Origin of the sequence: Bordetella genomosp. 10, from assembly GCF_002261225.1 — a bacterium.
Taxonomy (GTDB): Bacteria; Pseudomonadota; Gammaproteobacteria; order Burkholderiales; family Burkholderiaceae_B; genus Bordetella_C.
The window spans coordinates 207442-223440 of sequence record NZ_NEVM01000005.1; the positions used below are offsets into that span (position 1 = coordinate 207442).

Consider the following 15999-nt stretch of genomic DNA (forward strand, 5'->3'; position numbering starts at 1 on the left):
GCCGCTCAGACCTCCACGCCGCGCGACGCCAGGTAGTCCTCGTAGCCGCCGCGGTAGTCGATGATCTCGCCGGAGGGCAGGATTTCGATGACGCGGGTGGCCAGGCCCGATACGAACTCGCGGTCGTGCGACACGAAGAACAGCGTGCCGGCGAATTTCTCCAGCGCGAACTGCAGCGATTCGATCGATTCCATGTCCAGGTGGTTGGTCGGCTCGTCCATCAGCAGCACGTTGTGGCGGCCCAGCATGAGCCGGCCGAAGGTCATGCGGTTCTTCTCGCCGCCGGACAGGACCTTGGGCGCCTTGGGCAGGTCGTCCGCGGAGAACAGCAGGCGGCCCAGCACGGAACGGATGGCCTGGTCGTCGTCGCCGGGCTGGCGATGATCGGTCATCCAGTCGAACAGGTTGATGTCGGTCTGCTGGAACTGGTCGGATACGTCCTGCGCCATGTAGCCCTTGTCGGCATTGTCCGACCACTTCACCTCGCCCTTGTCGGCCGCCAGGTCGCCCGCCAGCAGGCGCAGCAGCGTGGTCTTGCCCACGCCGTTGGCGCCGACGATGGCGATTTTCTCGCCCGCCTCGACCATGGCCGAGAAATCGCGGATGACCGGCGCGTCGTAGGCCTTGGAAAGATGCTCCACCGTGACGGCCAGGCGGTGCAGGACCTTGCTCTGCTCGAAGCGGATGTACGGGTTCTGGCGCGAGGAAGGCTTGACCTCGACCTGCTCGGCCTTGATGCGGTCGATCTGCTTCAGGCGCGAGGTCGCCTGGCGCGCCTTGGACTTGTTGGCGGAGAAGCGGCGCACGAAGTCCTGCAGCTCGGAAATCCGCTCCTTGGCCTTGGCGTTGTCGGCCGACAGGCGTTCGCGCGCCTGCGTGGACGCCAGCATGTAGTCGTCGTAGTTGCCCGGGTAGATGCGGATTTCGCGATAGTCCAGGTCGGCCATGTGGGTGCAGACCTGGTTCAGGAAGTGGCGGTCGTGGCTGATGATGATCATCGTGCTCTGGTAGCCGTTGAGCACGTTCTCCAGCCAGCGGATGGTGTTGATGTCCAGGTTGTTGGTCGGCTCGTCCAGCAGCAGCACGTCCGGATTGGAGAACAGCGCCTGCGCCAGCAGCACGCGCAGCTTCCAGCCCGGCGCCACTTCGCGCATCGGCAGGTTGTGCTGCTCGACCGGCAGCTCCAGCCCCAGCAGCAGCTCGCCGGCGCGCGCCTCGGCCGTGTAGCCGTCGTATTCGGCGAACTTGGCCTCCAGGTCGGCGGCGCGCATGTAGTCGTCGTCGGTGGCCTCGGGGTTGGCGTAGATGGCGTCGCGCTCGGACATCGCCGCCCACATCTCGGTATGGCCCATCATGACCACGTCCAGCACCCGCACGTCTTCATAGGCGAACTGGTCCTGGCGCAGCTTGCCCAGGCGCACGCCCGGCTCCAGCGCGACGTTGCCGGACGATGCTTCCAGGTCGCCCCCGATGATTTTCATGAAGGTCGACTTGCCGGAACCGTTGGCGCCGATGAGGCCATAGCGGTTGCCTTCGCCGAACTTGACGCTGACGTTTTCGAACAGGGGTTTGGGGCCGAACTGGATGGTGAGATTGGCGGTGGAGATCACGGTGGATAGATAGATGGCTGCGGCCGCCGCGCAGAAGGCGGCCTGGGAAGGACATCCGCCAGTGTACCAATGCCCGCCGTGCCGCCGCAAAACGGCCGCGCGCGCGGGACGCGCCGCGGCCCTGCCCGCGCCGTCAGAAATCGACCGAGGCCGACAGCATCACGGTACGCGGCGCGCCCCGGGTGGCGTAGCCGCTGAGGAAGGTCTGGCCGACCCAGTAGCCGTGGTTGAACAGGTTCAGCACGTCCAGGCGGACGGTCACCGGCCTGCCGGCCACCTGGGTGGCGTAGCGGGCGCCGGCGTCGTAGCGGACCCAGCCGGGGATGTGCTGCCTGTTCGCCGAATCGAGGTCCAGGCTGCCCGTATAGACCGCGCGCGCGTTCAGCGACAGGCCGGGCACCCAGGGCAGGTCCCATTCGGCGCCGGCGTTGGCCAGCCAGCGGGGCACGCCGAAGGCCTGGTTGCCGTCGTAGACGCCGCCCGCGCTCCTGCGGATCAGGGCGCGCGTGTACGAGGCCCCGCCCAGCACCCGCACCCCGGGCACGATCTCGCCGAAGGCGTTCCATTCGATGCCGCGGTTGCGCTGCCTGCCGTCGGCGCTGTATTCCAAGGTGACCGGGTTCTTGATCATGCTGGGCTTTTCGATCTGGAACACGCTGAGCGTATTGGTGAAATGGCCCAGGTCCCATTTCACGCCGGTCTCGTACTGCTCGGACTTGTACGGCGCGAAGGTGGTGCCGTAGTTCGGCGCGGTGACGTCGGTCACCGTCGATCCCGCCGTCAGGCCCTCGATGTAGTTGGCGTACAGGGACACGCCGTCCCACGGCTTGACGACCACCCCCACCATGGGCGTCAGCGCATGATCGTCGTAGACCGAGGTGCGCGCGCCGGCCTTGTTGAAGTTCTCCGTCTTGATCCATTGCTGGCGCCCGCCCACGGTCAGCAGGATGCGGTCGTCGGCGAAGCCCAGGGTGTCGGCCAGGGCCACGCCGCGCAGGGTGTTGCGGCTGGAGGTCCAGGCGTCGCCCGGCACGTTGTCGTCGAAGTCGAAGCTGCGCGGATCGTAGATGTTGGAGCTGACCGCCGGGCCGTTGACGGAGTTCGACGCCGTCCTGGCGCGCACCGAGTCGAAAGCCAGGGACACCTGGTGCGAGACCGCGCCGGTGAGGAACCTGCCGCGCAGGCCGGCCTCGGCGGCGGCGCCGTCCTTGGCGGAGCGGCCGTTGTAGACCGGCGCGCTGAAGTCGCCGTGCGAATTGATGCCGCTGAGCGCGTTGATGCCGAGGAAGGTATAGCGGTTGTGCGACTGGCCGGCGGTGGCGTAGGCCGTCCAGCGGTCGTTCAGGTCGTATTCGACGCGGCCCTGCACCGTGGTCATGTTCATCTTGTAGACCGAGCCGGCGAAGGGATTTGCCGAGGCCTTGGGCGGGGCCGGGATGTCGGTGCCGCTGAAGCCGAGATAGCGCGGGAAGCCATAGACCGCGCCGCGCTGCGAAATCACGTCCAGCGAGGCGCGCAGCCGCGTCCCGCGATAGTCCAGGCCCAGCGAGCCCAGGGCCTCGCGGCTGGAATTGTGGTCCAGGGCGGTGTCGCCGTTGCGGTAGACGCCGTTGAAGCGGATGCCGAACTGGTTCTGGTCGCCGAAGCGGCGGCCGATGTCGGCGTGGGTGCCGACCTGGCCGTCCGACGCGTAGTCCAGCGACAGGCGGTTCAGCGGTTCGTCGGCGGCGCGCTTGGTCTGCACGTTGATCATGCCGCCGATGGCGCCGCTGGGCGGCATGCCGGCGATCAGCGCGGTCGGCCCCTTCACCACCTCGACGCGGTCGGCGATTTCGGCCGGCACCGAGTCGCCGAAGGCCAGGCCGTACAGGCCGTTGATGGCGATCGCGTCCTGGTAGAAGCCGCGCACGGTGAAGTCCTGGAACATGCTGGCCGCCGGGCTGGCCAGGCGCACCGAAGGGTCGTTCTCCACCACCGCGCCGACCGTGCGCGCCTGCTGGTCGGCGATCAACTGGCTGGAATAGCTGGTGACGTTGAACGGCGAGTCCATGATGCTGGTGCCGCCCAGCAGCCCCAGGGCCGCGCCCGTGTTGACCTGCCCGCCGGCGTAGGGCGTCGCCTCGCCGGGCGCCGCGGCCGCCGTGACGCTGACCGTGGGCAGTTGCGTGACGGCGCCGGACGGCGCGGACTTCAGGGTATAGCCGCCGTCGGGCTGCGCCACGGCGGCCAGGCCGGTGCCCGCCAGCAGGCGGTTCAAGCCCTCGCCGGCGGCGTAGCGCCCATGCAGGCCCGGCGTGCGGGCCTGCGCCACCAGGGCGGCGTCATAGGTGATGTTGACGTTCGAGATGCGCGCATACGTGTCCAGCGCCGCCGCCAGCGAGCCGGCCGGAATGGCGTAGTCGGCGGCTTGGCTGGCCTGGGCCAGCGCGAGGGCCGGCAGGACAACGCCGCCGGCGCCCAGGGCCATGCTCGCGGCCAGGGCGAGGCCGGGCAGCCGGCGCGGGGAAGGAATGGCGGAAGCGCGTAGGGAGAATCGCATCATGTTTCGGAAGGTAGGGGTGGGTACGCAAGTCGTGTCCCCCTAGACCGGACGAAATACGAAAACCCCTCAGTTTTGACGCGATTAATTTGTAACAGCGGCGCCCGCGCCGGCCGCGGCCTCGGGTGCGGGGCCGACGTGCACCCACAGCGCGGTGCGGTACGTCACGACCAGCGACTGGGTGCGCGCGAGGAAACGCAGCAGGGCGTCGGTGTCGTCGATGTGGAAAGTGCCGGACACCAGGCGGCCGGCAATGGCCGGATCGCAGACGACGCGGCCGCTGCGATAGCGCGCGATCTCGGCCAGCACGTCGCCCAGGCGCATGTCGCGGCCGCTGATCACGCCATCGGTCCATGCGTTCGGGTCCATCGCCGGCCTGGACGAAAGACCGGCCTGCGTGCGGGTCAGCCAACCGCTCTGCCCCGCCTCCAGCACGCGCGCGGCGCCCGCCGCGGGTGCCATCCGCACCGCGCCCTCCGTGACGGACAGGCGGCTGGCGTCATCGTCCAGCCTGACCGTGAAGCGCGTGCCCAGCGCCTGGACCAGCCCTTGCGGCGTCTGGACGAAGAAAGGCAGACCGCGGGTCAGCGCCGCGTCGTGGCCCGTCTGCACGTAGATCTCGCCACGGCGTAATGTCAGCAGGCGCCGCTGCGCCGTCTGTTCGAAGGAGATGGCCGTGTCCGAATTCAGGTCAACCAGGCTGCCGTCGGCCAGGCGCACGTGCCGCCGCTCGCCCAGGCGGGTGCTGCGGTCGGCCAGCAGGCGCTGCCACGGCAGGTGTTCGCGCCCCAGCCAGAACACGGTGGGCGCCAGGATGCCCAGCGCGCCGATCTTGCGCAGGGCGGCGCGCCGCTGCACCCGGTGCCGGGCGCGCTGGTCCTGCGCGCTGCGCAGCGTGTCCATGACCAGGGGCCCGCGCACGCTGGCCATCGCGCCCACCATGCTTTGCACGCGTTCCCAGGCCATGGGATGCGCCGCGTCCCGCGCCAGCCAGGCGTCGAACGCCGCGCGGGTCTCCGGCGTGGGCGTGCCGCAGCGTATCTTGACGGCCCAGTCTATCGCCGCGTCGACGACGGACTGGGACAGCGGCGCGCGCGCCACCGTCATGCCGCGAACCACACGCTGTAGCAGTGGCGCAAGGCGCGCGCCATGTGGCGTTCGACCGTGGCCAGCGAGATGCCCAGTTGCCGCGCCGCCTGGGCGCAGGTCAGCCCTTCCAGTTGCACCAGCAGGAAGGCGGCGCGCACGGGCGGCTTGAGCGCGTCCAGCGCGCGGTCGATCAGCACCAGGGTCTCGAACATCACGGCGCGCGTCTCGGGCGAGGGTTCATGTTCCGCCGGCGCGTGGGCCAGGGTTTCGAGCCAGGCGCGATGCAGTTCGCGGCGGCGCCAATGATCGATGACCAGCCCGCGCGCGATGCTGCTCAGGTAGGCGCGCGGCTGGCCGGCCGGCACGGGACGCGGCCGCGCCAGCAGGCGCGTGAAGACGTCGTGGCTGAGGTCGGCGGCATCCGCGCCATTGCCCAGTTGCCGGTGCAGCCAGTTGGCCAACCAGCCGCCGTGGTCCTTGTAGAGCTGGGCAATGGGGAGGGTGGCGTCGGAGGCCTGGATCGCCATGGGAAGGGTCTGCGCGAAGAAGAAAGCCGGAACCGCCGCCGGCGGCCCCAACATCAGGCGCAGACGACATAAATAGGAATAGTTATCATTGCTTTTTTAACATTTGTGCCGTATTGCCGGCAATCCGCGTTATCCAGAATCCTGCGATTTGCGGCGCGCGCGCAACGGACGGCGGTCTTTCCCGCGCCCTGCTCCGCGCCCGACGTCCGCTACGCCTCCACTACGCCTCGTTCACGACGCTCGTCCGCACGGCGAGCTGCCCGACGCGGCGCGCCTGCACGCCGCGCCGCTTGAACCAGAGATACAACCCGCTGCACAGGACGACGATGGTCACCAGGTCCAGCAGCGTCCAGAGTATCTTCAACGGCATGCCGCCGTAGTCGCCGAAATGCAGGGGACGCGAGACTTCCAGCAGCCGGAGGTAGAGCGGCATTTTCACCTTGTCGGTGATCCGGCCCGTCCGGGCGTCGATGAGCACCGGCGTGAACAGGCGCGAGGTCAAGGGCGTGTTCCCCTTGGCCCAGGCCAGATAGTGATAAGGACTGCCGAAGGGATTGCCCGGCGGGAACAGCAGCTTTACCGTCATGCCCGGCAGCGCGTCCACGGTCGTGCGGAACGCCGCTTCCACCGAATGCCAGTTTTCCCGTTCGGGCGCGGGCTGGTTCTTGTAGGGCACCAGCATGGCCTGGACCTCGGTGCGGTTCCAGTACTTGAACAGCGGCGTCGACAGCTCGTTCATGATGCCCGTCGCCCCGACCACCAGGGTCCAGGCCGTCAGCACGATGCCCAGCAGGTTGTGCAGGTCCAGCCAGCGGATCCGTTTCGAGCGGTCCGCGCGCACGGTGCCGAAGTCCAGCTTCTTCATGAAGGGTCCGTACAGCAGCACCCCGGACACGATGGCCACGACGAAGAGCAGGCCCATCGCCGCCAGGAACAAGGCGCCGGGCAAGTCCACGAACAGGTCCGTGTGCAGGTCCCGCACGAGCTTCATGAAGGCCGCGCCCGCCGCGTCGGGCACCGTCGAATCGTGCAGCACCGCGCCGGTATGCGCGTCGAACCTGATGGAATGATTCTGCGATCCGGGCCCCAGGAAGGTCTTCCAAGACGGCGTCATGTAGACGATGACCCGCGGTTCGTCGTCGATCAGCATCGAAGTGATGAGCTGGCCCGGGTAACGCGCGCGCGCCGCATCGGCCAGAACGTCGAGGCTGACGCGCGGCGCGTCGGCGGGGACTTGGGCGTAAGGCGTATCGCCGCCCAGCAGGTCGTCGATCTCGTCCTTGAAGATCAGGGGCAGGCCGGTCAGGCAAAGCAGCAGCAGGAACACCGTGCAGACCAGGCTCGACCACTTGTGTATGAGGTACCAATGCCGCGTGGAGATCAGGGTCGTCATGAAGATGGGCCGTCCGGGGACGCGGGTGGAGTAAGCGCGAGGCGCATGCTTATAGCGGTTTTGGCGCGTTTCGTACAGGCGCGGGCATGGCGCCTGCGCGTCGAAAAGCGTGGTTTATCGAACCTGAACGCGGATGTCTACCTATGCCCTAGTTCTTTTGTTCAGTGAATTGTCAACCACGAACAAACTCTATGTAATAGCTGAAGTAGCGATCTGTCACGGAACGCGTCAAGAAAGGAAAGGCACATGCCGCAAACATTGGAAATCGAATACAAACCCCAAGCGGCCGTTGTGTGGCTTTCCCGGCCCGACGTGCGCAACGCCGTCGATCCCTTGATGGTCCAGGAATTGACCGAGGCCTTCGAGGCGCTCGGGCGCGATCCGCAGGTCCGCGCTATCGTGCTGGCCGGCCGCGGCATCGGCTTCTGCGCCGGCGCCGATATCGGCCAGACCCGCTACGGCGCCCAGCCCGGGGAACAGGACGACCGCGCCGACGCGCTGGCCTGCGCCGCCATGCTGCACACCATTTATTCCTGCCCCAAGGCTACCATCGCCCGCGTCCACGGCATCTGCATGTCGGTGGGCATGGGGCTGGCGGCCGCTTGTGATATCACCATCGCCTCCGCCCACGCCACCTTCGCCCTGCCCGAGACGCGGCTGGGCCTGGTGCCGGCCTTGATCGCGCCCTACGTGCTGCGCGCCATCGGTCCGCGCCAGGCGACGCGCTGGTTCCTCACCGGCGAAACCTTCAGCGCGACGGAGGCCTGGCGCATCGGCTTCGTGCATGACCTGTGCGAGCCGGAATCCCTGGACATGCGCATCGCCGCCCTGGTGGACACGTTCATGCTGACGGCGCCGGACGCCGTCCTGGCCACCAAGCAACTGGTGCACGAGCTGCCGCTGCGCGCCATGGAGAAGAAGAGCGCGGACCCCGCGGCCGCCCCGCCTGCCACGCCCGACATCGGCGAGGCGGGCGGCTCGAATGCCGATCCGGCGGCGGGCGCGCCGGCCGCCGACGCCATGGTCAGGGGGGCCAGCCCCGGCCTGTCGGGCAACCGCCTGCCGGAATGGATCGTCGCCGGCGACCACCCCTCGGGGCTGGCGCCGGTATAGGGTGCAGGGAAGACCCGGGTCACACGCCCGGGTCGGGCTGGCCCGGCGGCAGTTCCGCTTCTTCCGCGCGGCCGCGGTAGCGATCCAGCAGATTGAACAGCAGCGGGTTGATCAGGATCGACAGGATGGCCCCGCCCAGCACCAGGTCCTGGGCCTCGGTGGGCATGATCTGCTGGGTGATGCCCAGCCCCGCCAGGATGAAGGAAAACTCGCCGATCTGCGCCAGGCTGGCGGAAATCGTCAACGCCGTCATCTTGGAATGGCGGAAGGCGCGCACGATGAGGTAGGCCGCGATGGACTTGCCGACGACGATGATGAGCGTCGTGCCCAGCACGCCCCACGGATCGCGCAGGAAGGACAGCGGGTCGAACAGCATGCCCACCGAGACGAAGAACAAGACCGAGAAGGCGTCGCGCAGCGGCAGCGATTCGTCGGCGGCGCGCTGGCTGAATTCCGATTCGGCCATGACCATGCCGGCGAAGAAGGCCCCCAGCGCGAACGACACGCCGAACAGCGCCGTGGCGCCGTAGGCCACGCCCAGCGCGCAGGCCAGCACGCCCAGCCGGAAAAGCTCGCGGTTGCCGGTATAGACCACCCGTTCGAGTATCCAGGGAATGACGCGGCGCCCGAAGATCAGCATGATGGCGACGAAGGCGGCCACCTTGACCACGGTGATTCCCAGCACCCACCACAAGGACGGACCGCCTTCCGCGCCGCGCCCGCCGAGCACGCCCGACAGGGCCGGGATCAGCACCAGGGCGGCGACCATCACCAGGTCCTCGACGATCAGCCATCCGACCGCGATGCGCCCTATTCCCGTCTCGACCATCTCGCGGTCGTCCAGCGCCTTGATCAGCACGACCGTGCTGGCCACCGACAAAGCCAGGCCGAACAGCAGGCCGCCGCCCAGGCTCCAATGCATCAGTTGCGACATGCCCAGGCCCATCAGGGTCGCCACGCTGATCTGCACGATGGCGCCCGGGACGGCGATGCCCTTGACCGACAGCAGGTCCTTGAGGGAGAAATGCAGGCCGACGCCGAACATCAGCAGGATCACGCCCAGTTCGGCCAGTTCCTGCGCCAGGTGGCCGTCCGCGGTGAATCCGGGCGTGTGCGGTCCGGCGAGTATGCCGGCGAACAAATAGCCTATCAGCGGCGGCAGCTTCAAGCGGACGGCGATCGCGCCCAGGATGAACGCCAGCACCAGGCCGCCCACGATGGTCGTGATGAGCGGGGTCGAATGGGGCATCGAATCTCCAGGAAAAAGATGAACGGCGGCACGGCGCGCCGCGCGGCGCCTGGGCGGCCGGTCATTCAATCTGTTGTCAGGTTGGAAGAATATCACGCGCTTTTTACCGGACCGGAACAGTGTGACAGGCTCGCGTCGCTGTTGCGCGCGACGGGCGAAAAAATATGGAACGCGAGCGCGGCCCGGCCGCCGCCGATACAAAAACTTCACCCGCGGACGAAAGCAAAACGAAAGGAAAACCGCGCAGCATGGCGTGACGGAAACCTGAGCAACCGGAGTTCGCATGACCAGGCCCTTGTCGTGGGACATGATTCATGAGGGCGCCGCCGGCGTCGCGCCCGGCGCCTGGGTGCGCCTGGACGGCCATCCGGTCTTCCCCGAACCGGGCGAGGCCTCCGATACGTTTCTCCTGACCCAGCAGCCCGCCTGTTGCGCGGCCCACGGCGGCTGGCACGCGGACATGGTGGTGGAAGTCCATGCGGATACGCCGCTGGACTGGCGCCGCGGTCCGGTGCGCGTGCGCGGCCGCTGGGAATTGCTGGCCGACGATCCCGCCGGCTGGCGCTACCGGATCCGCGCCGCCGAGGTCGCGCCCCTGGCCGAACCGCGCGCCGCCTGGGCCATCGGACGGCGCAACGTCCTGGGCCTGGCCGCCTTCGCCGGCCTGAGCGCGATGGCCGGGCTGGCCGGCTGCGCCGCGCAGGCGGCGGACGAAACGCGGGATGCCGGCAAGGAGCCCGCCGTTCCTCCCTGGCTGTCCGCGCAGAGCACCGTCGACATCCACAGCCACGCGGGCCACGTCAGCCTGGGGCGGCGCACCGTGCCCCTGCCCTTCACGGCCCTGGCCGCCCCCATGCGCGAAGGCGCCATGCACGTGGTCTGCCTGGCCATCGTCACCGACTCCAGCACCGATCACGTCGTCACCAGCCCTTCCGGCCGGCGCCGCATCGTCGCGTATCGCGAACCGGCGCCCGGCGAAATGTCGTCGCGCGGCGAAGCCGGGTTCCAGCGCCTGACGGACCTGGCGGCGCGACAGGGGTTGCGCGTGGTGAAGACGGCGGAGGAATTGCGCGCGGCCTGCCGCGACGGCCCGTCGGTCATCGTGTCGGCCGAAGGCGCGGACTTCCTCGAAGGCGATCTGGCGCGCCTGGACGACGCCTACCATCGCCATGGCTTGCGGCATCTGCAACTGACGCACTACCGCGTCAACGAACTGGGCGACATCCAGACCGCGCCGCCGGTGCACCAGGGCCTTACCGATTTCGGCGCGGCCGTCATCCAGCGCTGCAACGAACTGGGCATCGTGGTCGACGTGGCGCACGGCACCTATGCGCTGGTGCAGCGCGCGGCGCAGGTCACGCGCCGGCCGCTGGTGCTGTCGCACACCTCGCTGAGCCAGCATCCGGGCCGCTACTCGCGCGCCATTTCGCCGGAGCATGCGCGGCTGGTGGCCGACACCGGCGGCGTGATCGGCGTGTGGCCGGTGGCCAGCATCTACCCTACCCTGGCCGATATGGCGCAAGGGATGCGGTCCATGGCCGACCTGGTGGGCGTGGCGCACGTGGGACTGGGTACCGACATGCTGGGCCTGCTCTCGCCGTCGGTCCTGGACAGCTACCGCAAGCTGCCGCTGCTGGCGCGGGCCCTGCGCGACGCCGGCTTCAGCGAGCAGGAAGCCGGCGCCATCCTGGGCGGCAACTATGCGCGCGTGTATGCCGAAAGCATGAAGGCCTGATCACGCGCCGACCGGGTCAAGGATCAATGCCCGTGACCGGCATGGCCGGCATGAGCATGAGCCCCATGGCCGTGATCATGGTCATGGTCCTCGTCATGGCCATGCCCATCGCCATGATCATGATCGTGATCGTGTTCATCGAGCACCAGATGCACCAGCCCCGGCTCGGTCGCCACGCCGATCTTCTTGCCGATCGGCAGCGTCGCCTTGCTGGCGATGTGCCCATAAGGCAGGCCCGTGAGCACCGGCACCTTCACGGTCCGGCGCAGCCACTTCACCACGGCCGGCATGTCGAAGCCGGCGTCGTGCGGCGCCAGGCGGTAATTGGTGAAATGCCCCAGCAGGATGGCCTTCTGCTTCTGCAGGATGCCGGCCTGCCACAACTGCGTCAGCATGCGCTCGACGCGATAGGGATGCTCGGCCACGTCCTCCAGGAACAGGATGCCGCCGCGGATGCGCGGCATGTACGGCGTTCCCACCAGCGAGGCCACCATGGCCAGGGTGCCGCCCCAGAGAATGCCGCGACAGTCCACGGCATCGGCGTCCTCGGTTTCGAAGCTGAGGATTTCCAGTTCGCCGCGCATCAGCTCGCCGAACAGCGCGCCGGTCAGCTCATCGACCTTCTTGCCGCCGAAGTCGGCCACCGCCGTGGCGCCGGAATAGCTGACGGCGCCGGTCTGAGCCAGCAAGGCCAGGTTGAAGGCGGTGAAGTCGCTCATGCCGACGAAGCGCTTGCCGCTGTCGGCCACCGCCTTCCAGTCGATCAGGGGCAGCAGGCGGCCCAGGCCGTAGCCGCCGCGCGTGGCCATGACGATGGGCTGCTTCTGCTTGAGCGCGCGGCCCAGCGCGGCCAGGCGCTGCGCGTCGGTGCCGGCGAAGCGCTGGTGCACCGCCAGCGCGCCGCGGTCGACCACGGTGCGAAAGCCCTCGGCCGTGAGATTTTGCCGGGCGCGCTCGACGGCGTCCGGATCGGCCACCGCCGACGACGGCGAAAAAAGATAGATGCCTTGCTTGTTGCTCATGTCTGGATTTCCTTGCGGCGGCGCGCCCGGAAGAAACCGCGCAGCAGGTCGCCGCAAGGTTCGGCCAGGACGCCGCCATGGAAGGTGGTGTGATGATTCAACTGCGCCACCGCGCCGATGTCCAGCACGCTGCCGCAGGCGCCGGTTTTCGGATCGGCCGCGCCGTAGCAGACGCGCGCCAGCCGCGCATGCAGCATGGCGCCCATGCACATGACGCAGGGCTCCAGCGTGACGTAGAGGCTCAGGCCGGGCAGCCGGTAGTTGCCCAGCCGCCGGGCGGCGGCGCGCAGGGCGACGACCTCGGCATGCGCGGTGGGATCGTGGTCGATGATGGTGCGGTTGTAGCCGGCGCCCAGCACCTGGCCCTCGGCGTCGACCAGCACCGCGCCCACCGGCACTTCGCCGACGGCGATCGCCGCCTCGGCCTGCGCCAGCGCCAGCCGCATCATGGCCGCGTCGCGTTCGGCCTGCGCCGGCGCGGGCAGCGGCAGGTCCCCGAGGCCCGGCATGCCCGGCTCAGCCACGGTACACCCGAGATTTCAGCGCGATGCGCCCGGCCAGGCTGGTGACGGCCTCTTCGAGCCATTGATAGAGCTCGGCCTCGTCGTCGTAGCGCGCCTGGTTCAGGTTGGACACCCGGCCGTCCTCGATGAAGCCCCAGGCCCGGCTGCGCTTGTCGCGATGCCGCGGGTCCCAGACGCCGAAGGCGTAGCCGCCCGCGCGGCGGATGAGGGAAAAGCAGGGAATGTCGGTGTAGCCGTCGCCGACGAAAATCATCTGGTCGAAGGGAATGCGCAGGCGGTCTTCCGGCACCTTGCGGTTGACCTCGAACGGCTTGCTGCGGAAGGCCGGACCGACGATGCCCTTCTGGACGTGGAACAGATAGCGCGTCTTGTCGGTGAAGCTGACCACCCGGCGCGGAAAGCGGATGCCGCCGTCCTCGCCGTAGACGAATTCCGAGGCCCAGATATCGGTGAATTCATGCGCCACCGGCGTGGCCCGCACGACGTCGCCGATGCCGCTGGAAATCAGGTAGAACTCCAGCGCCACCTGCGGATGGGCCGCGCGCACGGCGTCGCGCAGCCGCTGGAACAAGGTCTGCACGCCCGCGTGCAAGGGAAGTTGCGCGCCCCATGCGGCCAGGCGCTCGCGCGTGAACGGGCCGTGCTTGCCGCTTTGCGACAGCTCGATCATGCGATACAGGTAGGCGGGAACGGGATCCCAGTCCTGCTGGAACAGCAGCGGATCGACCTGCTCTTTCCAGAACGCGGCCGTGTCCACGCCCACGCTGCCGAGGAAGCCCGACGTACTGTCGGGCGCCAGGGTGTCGTCGAAATCGAAGATCAGGGCAATGACGTCGGACATGAACGGGGGCGGAAACGAAACAACCGCCATTTTGCCTGAAAGCGGCGCCCAGCCGTAAAGCCCCGGCGCCGTGAAACCGTCAAGCCATGAAACCGCGCCGGACAAGACAAAGCCCGGCGGGCCGGGAGGCGCCGCCGGGCTTCATGCCGCGGGGAAAGAATCAATAACGGGGCGACGAGCCGTAAGGCGTCACGCTGGGCGACGGGGTCTGCGACGAAGGCGGCACGGCGGGCGGCGGCGCCAGCGGCGCGGAGCTGCCCGACGAATAGCCCGACCCCGAGGAGTAGCCCGGGGCGCTGGCGCCCGGCGTGCCGGCCGGCACCTGGATCACGGTTTCACGCAGGATGCCGCCGCCGGCGACGCTGCCCTGGACCGTGGTCTGGCCCTGGCCCGACATCAGGTACATGCAGTCCTGGCGCTGGTCGGCGGGCAAGGCATTGCAACGCTGCGCCGCGTTCTGCGCTTCGCTGTTGCTGCCCACGTCGCTCAGGCCGTTGCGGTGGCGTTCCACCTGGGCCGCGCCGGCTTCGCGCAGGCAGGTGGCCTTGGCCTCGCTGGTGTGGCCGCTGTTGCAGGCCGCGACGTCGCGCTTGTATTGTTCGTCGGCATGCGCGCCGGCGCTCATGCCCATCAGGCCGGCGGCGCACAGCGCCAGGCCGGCGGCCGACAGGCGCAGGCCGCGACGGGCCGGGCGTTGCACAACAGCCGATTGCGTAGCGGTTCCGAAGTCCATATGTTTACCTCCCACATATTCAGTTCAGGTTGGCGCCATGGCGGTGGCGGCGGGCAAGAATCCAGGCAACCGTCCAAACCGCCCGGCGCCCTCGGGATACATGCTCAGCAATTAGCGTACCTGGAATATCGGGCGCCGGAACGCCGTTTATGGCTCGATGTAACGGCCGCCCCCATGGGCAACGCAGCTTGCCACCCAATCTGTTACGTGTGGCTACACATCGACATCATGCGCCGCGCGGGGCCCGGCGGCCGTTGAGCAGTTCCGCGTCCATGCGCCGGAAAATGAAGCCCGACACCAGCGTGATGATGCCGACGATGGCGAAGGTCAGGCGGAAGGCCATGGCCGGCGGATGGGCGTCGTCGCTGGAAAACCACCCGACCATGGTGCCGCCCAGCGTCACGCCCAGGCTGATGGCCAGCATCTGCACCATGGAGAACAGGCTGTTGCCGCTGCCGGCGTCCTCCATGCTCAACCCCTTCAGCGTCACCGTGTTCATGGCGGCGAACTGCATGGAGTTGGCGCCCCCGAAGATGGCCAGTTGGACGATCTGCAAGGCAAGCGGCCAGCCCGGCGCCAAGGCGGCGAAGGAAACGATGGAGGCGCCGACGATCACCGTGTTGACCAGCAGGAAGTTGTCGTAGCCGAAGCGCCGCACCAGGGGCGCCACCCAGGTCTTGCTGATGACGCCGGCGATGGCGGTGGGCAGCATCATCACGCCCGAGTAGAAAGGGCTGTAGCCCATCTGCAATTGCAGCAGCAGGGGCAGCAGGAAAGGCACGGCGCTGCTGCCGATGCGGCACACCAGGTTGCCGACCAGGCCGATGCTGAAGTTCGGTTCGCGGAACAGGGCCAGGCGGAACAGCGGCAGCGGATGGCGCCGCGCGTGCGGGACGTAGAGCAGCACCGTCGCCGCGCTGAGCAGGAACAGGCCCGCGCTCCAGGCGGCATGGTGGGCGCCGGCCGGCGCGTCCAGGGCCAGCGAGAAGGCGACCATGCAGGTGGACAGCAGCACGAAGCCGATGGCGTCGAACGCGGGCGCGAGGCCGCTGATGCCGGGCGGCAGGTAGGCGCGCACGGCGAACAGGCCGATGATGCCGATGGGCAGGTTGATCAGGAAGATCCAGTGCCAACTGATGGCCTGGACCAGCCAGCCGCCCGTCATGGGACCGATCAGGGGCCCCACCTGGCCGGCGACGGAGATGAAGGCCAGCGCGGCGATGTAGGCGTCGCCGCGCATGGTGCGCAGGATGGACAGGCGGCCGATGGGCAGCAGCATCGAGCCGCCCACGCCCTGCACCACGCGCGCCGCCACCAGTTGCGGCAGGTTGCCCGCCATGGCACAGAACAGCGAGCCCAGCGTGAAGATAAGGATGGACGTGAAGTACACGCGCCGCGTGCCGTAGCGGTCGGCCAGCCAGCCCGACGCCGGCGTCAGCATGGCCATGGTCAGCGAGTAGGCCACCACCACCGCGCGCATGTCCAGGACGTCCTCGCCCATGCTGCGGGCCATCGCCGGCAAGGCGGTATTGACGATGGTGGTATCCAGCGCCTGCATGAAAAAACCGGCCGCGACCACCCACTGCATGCCGCGATGCGATGAACTTTCCGTCATGTCCTCATC

Annotated in this window: 14 protein-coding genes; 3 read left to right on the forward strand and 11 right to left on the reverse strand. The window is 68.4% G+C overall.

The window, feature by feature from the left end:
* Positions 1–5 precede the first annotated feature (5 nt).
* The 5 genes from CAL29_RS17135 to CAL29_RS17155 all read right to left on the reverse strand — a co-directional run bounded on the left by CAL29_RS17135 (position 6) and on the right by CAL29_RS17155 (position 7158).
* Entirely contained in the window at positions 6–1610 is a 1605-nt protein-coding gene (locus CAL29_RS17135) for an ABC-F family ATPase (RefSeq protein WP_179284085.1), read from the reverse strand.
* A gap of 133 nt (positions 1611–1743) precedes the next feature.
* Positions 1744–4152, reverse strand: coding sequence for a TonB-dependent receptor (locus tag CAL29_RS17140; protein ID WP_094854298.1), 2409 nt, complete (start codon positions 4150–4152; stop codon positions 1744–1746).
* A gap of 81 nt (positions 4153–4233) precedes the next feature.
* Positions 4234–5256 (reverse strand): FecR domain-containing protein, encoded by a 1023-nt coding sequence (locus CAL29_RS17145; protein ID WP_094854299.1) that lies wholly within the window; start codon positions 5254–5256, stop codon positions 4234–4236.
* On the reverse strand, positions 5253–5765 hold the full coding sequence (locus CAL29_RS17150; RefSeq protein ID WP_094856706.1) for a sigma-70 family RNA polymerase sigma factor: 513 nt from the start codon (positions 5763–5765) through the stop codon (positions 5253–5255). Before CAL29_RS17150 ends, CAL29_RS17145 begins: the two co-directional genes overlap by 4 nt.
* A gap of 220 nt (positions 5766–5985) precedes the next feature.
* Positions 5986–7158 carry a PepSY-associated TM helix domain-containing protein gene (locus CAL29_RS17155; protein WP_094854300.1) on the reverse strand — a complete coding sequence of 391 codons (1173 nt, stop codon included), beginning with the start codon at positions 7156–7158 and terminating at the stop codon, positions 5986–5988.
* Positions 7159–7404: 246 nt separating this feature from the next.
* Here CAL29_RS17155 and CAL29_RS17160 point away from each other — a divergent pair, with 246 nt between their 5' ends.
* Complete coding sequence (locus tag CAL29_RS17160) at positions 7405–8271, forward strand: enoyl-CoA hydratase-related protein (protein ID WP_094854301.1); 867 nt, start codon at positions 7405–7407, stop codon at positions 8269–8271.
* Positions 8272–8290: 19 nt separating this feature from the next.
* Here CAL29_RS17160 and CAL29_RS17165 read toward each other — a convergent pair whose 3' ends face one another.
* The gene (locus CAL29_RS17165; RefSeq protein ID WP_094854302.1) at positions 8291–9520 is read right to left on the reverse strand and encodes a cation:proton antiporter domain-containing protein; all 1230 of its coding nucleotides are present in this window, start codon (positions 9518–9520) and stop codon (positions 8291–8293) included.
* A gap of 18 nt (positions 9521–9538) precedes the next feature.
* Here CAL29_RS17165 and CAL29_RS31325 point away from each other — a divergent pair, with 18 nt between their 5' ends.
* Positions 9539–9838: a hypothetical protein gene (locus tag CAL29_RS31325; protein WP_143277690.1), complete on the forward strand. Its 300-nt coding sequence runs from the start codon at positions 9539–9541 to the stop codon at positions 9836–9838.
* Positions 9804–11255 carry a dipeptidase gene (locus CAL29_RS32035; protein WP_256977534.1) on the forward strand — a complete coding sequence of 484 codons (1452 nt, stop codon included), beginning with the start codon at positions 9804–9806 and terminating at the stop codon, positions 11253–11255. Before CAL29_RS31325 ends, CAL29_RS32035 begins: the two co-directional genes overlap by 35 nt.
* Positions 11256–11278: 23 nt before the next feature.
* Here the strand turns inward: CAL29_RS32035 and CAL29_RS17175 are convergent, their stop codons facing one another.
* From CAL29_RS17175 to mdtD, 5 genes are all read right to left on the reverse strand, one after another.
* Positions 11279–12277 (reverse strand): LD-carboxypeptidase, encoded by a 999-nt coding sequence (locus CAL29_RS17175; protein ID WP_094854303.1) that lies wholly within the window; start codon positions 12275–12277, stop codon positions 11279–11281.
* Positions 12274–12786: a tRNA adenosine(34) deaminase TadA gene (gene tadA, locus CAL29_RS17180; RefSeq protein ID WP_373559786.1), complete on the reverse strand. Its 513-nt coding sequence runs from the start codon at positions 12784–12786 to the stop codon at positions 12274–12276. The genes CAL29_RS17175 and tadA overlap by 4 nt, the downstream gene beginning before the upstream one ends.
* 7 nt (positions 12787–12793) lie before the next feature.
* Entirely contained in the window at positions 12794–13642 is an 849-nt protein-coding gene (locus CAL29_RS17185) for a haloacid dehalogenase-like hydrolase (protein WP_094854304.1), read from the reverse strand.
* 160 nt (positions 13643–13802) lie between these two features.
* On the reverse strand, positions 13803–14375 hold the full coding sequence (locus CAL29_RS17190) for a hypothetical protein (protein WP_143277691.1): 573 nt from the start codon (positions 14373–14375) through the stop codon (positions 13803–13805).
* Between the two features lie 226 nt (positions 14376–14601).
* A complete protein-coding gene (gene mdtD, locus CAL29_RS17195; protein ID WP_094854306.1) occupies positions 14602–15990 on the reverse strand; it encodes a multidrug transporter subunit MdtD in 1389 nt (462 codons plus the stop codon).
* Between the last annotated feature and the right edge of the window lie 9 nt (positions 15991–15999).

Bases quoted from the DNA above. Each gene is read 5' to 3' on its own strand.
- CAL29_RS17140 (WP_094854298.1), bottom strand. From the start codon at position 4,152: ATGATGCGATTCTCCCTACGCGCTTCCGCCATTCCTTCCCCGCGCCGG.
- CAL29_RS17145 (WP_094854299.1), bottom strand. From the start codon at position 5,256: ATGACGGTGGCGCGCGCGCCGCTGTCCCAGTCCGTCGTCGACGCGGCG.
- CAL29_RS17150 (WP_094856706.1), bottom strand. From the start codon at position 5,765: ATGGCGATCCAGGCCTCCGACGCCACCCTCCCCATTGCCCAGCTCTAC.
- CAL29_RS17155 (WP_094854300.1), bottom strand. From the start codon at position 7,158: ATGACGACCCTGATCTCCACGCGGCATTGGTACCTCATACACAAGTGG.
- CAL29_RS17160 (WP_094854301.1), top strand. From the start codon at position 7,405: ATGCCGCAAACATTGGAAATCGAATACAAACCCCAAGCGGCCGTTGTG.
- CAL29_RS17165 (WP_094854302.1), bottom strand. From the start codon at position 9,520: ATGCCCCATTCGACCCCGCTCATCACGACCATCGTGGGCGGCCTGGTG.
- CAL29_RS31325 (WP_143277690.1), top strand. From the start codon at position 9,539: ATGAACGGCGGCACGGCGCGCCGCGCGGCGCCTGGGCGGCCGGTCATT.
- CAL29_RS32035 (WP_256977534.1), top strand. From the start codon at position 9,804: ATGACCAGGCCCTTGTCGTGGGACATGATTCATGAGGGCGCCGCCGGC.
- CAL29_RS17175 (WP_094854303.1), bottom strand. From the start codon at position 12,277: ATGAGCAACAAGCAAGGCATCTATCTTTTTTCGCCGTCGTCGGCGGTG.
- tadA (WP_373559786.1), bottom strand. From the start codon at position 12,786: ATGCCGGGCCTCGGGGACCTGCCGCTGCCCGCGCCGGCGCAGGCCGAA.
- CAL29_RS17185 (WP_094854304.1), bottom strand. From the start codon at position 13,642: ATGTCCGACGTCATTGCCCTGATCTTCGATTTCGACGACACCCTGGCG.
- CAL29_RS17190 (WP_143277691.1), bottom strand. From the start codon at position 14,375: ATGGACTTCGGAACCGCTACGCAATCGGCTGTTGTGCAACGCCCGGCC.
- mdtD (WP_094854306.1), bottom strand. From the start codon at position 15,990: ATGACGGAAAGTTCATCGCATCGCGGCATGCAGTGGGTGGTCGCGGCC.